Source organism: bacterium (assembly GCA_030699905.1).
In the GTDB taxonomy this organism is placed as follows: Bacteria; Patescibacteriota; Minisyncoccia; order Phycocordibacterales.
In genome coordinates this window covers 1-2,537 of sequence record JAUYKQ010000012.1, presented here as the reverse complement: position 1 = coordinate 2,537, position 2,537 = coordinate 1, and the positions used below count along the sequence as shown (strand labels likewise).

The window sequence follows — 2,537 nt, the reverse complement described above, 5'->3', positions numbered from 1 at the left end:
GGGCAAGGGCTTTTTGAAAGAAAGTTCATTGTGTATGGAAACAGGATTTTTGAAAATCAGGAGGCGAAAGTTTTTGTAATGGAGAAATTGAAAGAAATCGCGGTCTCGGAAAATATTTTCATTTTGCTTGAAGGGCCGGTGGACGTGGCGGCTCTTAAAAAGATTGAGAAAGCTGGAGGGAAAGTTCAGAAGTACGGAGAAAAAAACGAAGCGAAAGAAAAGAAGGACTTCTCGCTGACCGAGGCGCTTGGTCGGCGGGACAAAAAGACCCTTTGGGTTTTGTTTCAAAAAGAAATTATGAAAGGAAAAGAGGCGGAGGAACTTCATGGCCTTTTATTCTGGCAAATAAAGTCAATGATTGTTTCGTTAAATAGCCGTAGCGCGGAGGAAACGGAAATGCACCCTTTTGTTTTTCAAAAATCACGCGCCTTTGCCCACAACTATTCAGAAGACGAACTTAAAAACTTGTCATCAAAACTCGTCTCTCTTTACCACGACTCTCGTCGAGGCCTTCACGATTTTAATACCGCTCTTGAGAGGTTTATTCTCACCATTTAAGTCCGCTGGCGCGTTCCTTGATTGGCGAAATAAAACTCTGCCAAAGGCAGAGTTTGAAGTGTCGTCCGTCCGTTTGTGCTATTCCATACTCCACCCTATTGTCTGACCGGCTCTAAACGGCTCCACTGTCCACGTGCCGATTTTGTATTCCAAAGGAATTACAAATGGTCGGCGGATTAGCAGAATCTCTTTTGAAGCGGGTGGCAGTTTGTGAAGTTTTCGCAAATTCCGGCTCGTGAAGTTTACGAAAGTTTGACGGCCCTCGTCTGTCTTGAATAAATGCTTGAGTGCCTCGGCGTACAGAGGAAGAAGATAAGGCGCGTGATACGCTCCGCAGGAGCACCGTCCTTTTTTGGGGTGCTTTGCTTCTTTGTCATGCGGAGCGACATCGGGGCCAGCCATAACCCAAGAGAGGTCCTCTCCTACCAGACGGACAAGCTCCGCTCTGTCGTTTTCATCGCCGTAAGACGGTTTGCATACGGCGCGGACATCGCCGTAAACCGTGTCGGCGGTTTCCAAAAGATGCTGTGGCGTTATGGTTACGAAGAATCTGCCGCTTTCCGCCATGTTTTTCCAGTGAGGGACGCAACGGCCATCGGTGCCGTGTTCCCAGATGATTTTGGCGTTCGTTTCTTCAAGCCACGTCAAGACGATTGGCAGACACGCAAACTCCGCGTCGTCGTTGCTGTAGTTTCGCGAAGGGTGTTCAAAATGCCCGTGGACTCTCATCCCCACTTCGCCACACCGCTTAATGACGGGTAAAAGTTTTCCATAACGCACCACCCCGTAATCAGAGTTGGTAGTGCGATATTTAGGAAGTATTTTGCCGTCATTAATTCCTATCGTTTTACAGTCGTTAATGTCCCACTCTGTTGTGTCTTCCGTGATGGCGACATAAGGAATGATAAACAATGACTTCCCTTGTGGAATAAGTCTCCGCAAGTTGCCAATGTAAGAAGCAACTTCTTGTACGGTTTTTAACCCCTCCAATGTGTTGGGCATCGCGCCCACCGTATCCGCGCCTCCTTCAATTGCATTCGCGACAAGGTCTTTTTGTATTCCGATGTCTTCCTCCGTCGTCCCTTCTCTGAAGTGGTCGTGCGCCGACGCGAGGGGTTCAACCACGATTGAGTTTGGATGGACATCACTCTGAACCGGTCTCGTTTCGGTTTCCCGCAACGCCGTCTTCTCATCTTCAGATTTTGCTACTTCTCCCAATAAAAAAACACCAGTTGTATTCATACTAATTTCCTTTTGTTTAGGTTCAAACTGGTAACATACTACTTCACTGCTTTGAAAATCGCAAGAAAAAACGCCACCTCGCAAAAGGTAGCGTCTGTTTACTTCCTTTGAATTACGAAACTCCATATCCGCGTCTTTCTTTTCAATTTCGGCTACGTCTTTGCAAAAATTATTCAACAGAACTCTCTCATATGCCTCATAATTTTTGCTTCGCCTCGCCCCGTTAGAAGCAGAGTTTCTAACGGGGGCTCGCTCGAAATTGAAAAGAAATCCATCGGAAGCGAGTTTCGTAACTCAAAGTACCGAGAAAATACTCGCGTTCGTCTAATCTATATGCTCATGGTGGCGGAACATCACACCATTTGCCGTTCCACAATGAACATTGCCATGTCTTATCGTCCTTCGCACCTGTCTTGGCGCTAAAAAGGCGATTGAGCCGAGAAACACCGCATCTGCTCCGGCATGGGAAACCCTCTCCGCGTCTTCGGGGCAGAGGATTCCACCACCTCCGCAGATAGGTTTCAGGAAATTTGCCTTTCGCGCGCGCTCCAACCATTCAATAAGAAGTGGTAGAAGTGGCGCGCCGGAGAGCCCGCCGGCAAAACCCGGGAAACGTCTGGCCATCGGGGATTTTTGGGGGTCGTCCGTGCCAAAAAGCCGTTCCCAGTCAATTGGCGAAGTCCGTTCTGTCCATTGCGCCTGTTTGCCGAAAGGCATGGTGTTGAAGACGCATATCG

The 2,537-nt window shown here is 48.1% G+C and carries 3 protein-coding genes; 1 reads left to right on the top strand and 2 read right to left on the bottom strand.

Annotated elements, in window-relative coordinates:
* The coding region (locus tag Q8P86_01810) for a hypothetical protein (protein MDP3996412.1) at nucleotides 1-558 on the top strand (558 nt) is incomplete at its 5' end.
* A gap of 78 nt (nucleotides 559-636) precedes the next feature.
* Here Q8P86_01810 and Q8P86_01805 read toward each other — a convergent pair.
* Complete coding sequence (locus Q8P86_01805) at nucleotides 637-1,977, bottom strand: hypothetical protein (protein ID MDP3996411.1); 1,341 nt, start codon at nucleotides 1,975-1,977, stop codon at nucleotides 637-639.
* 147 nt (nucleotides 1,978-2,124) lie between these two features.
* On the bottom strand, nucleotides 2,125-2,537 hold a 413-nt coding region (locus tag Q8P86_01800), incomplete at its 5' end, for a hypothetical protein (GenBank protein ID MDP3996410.1).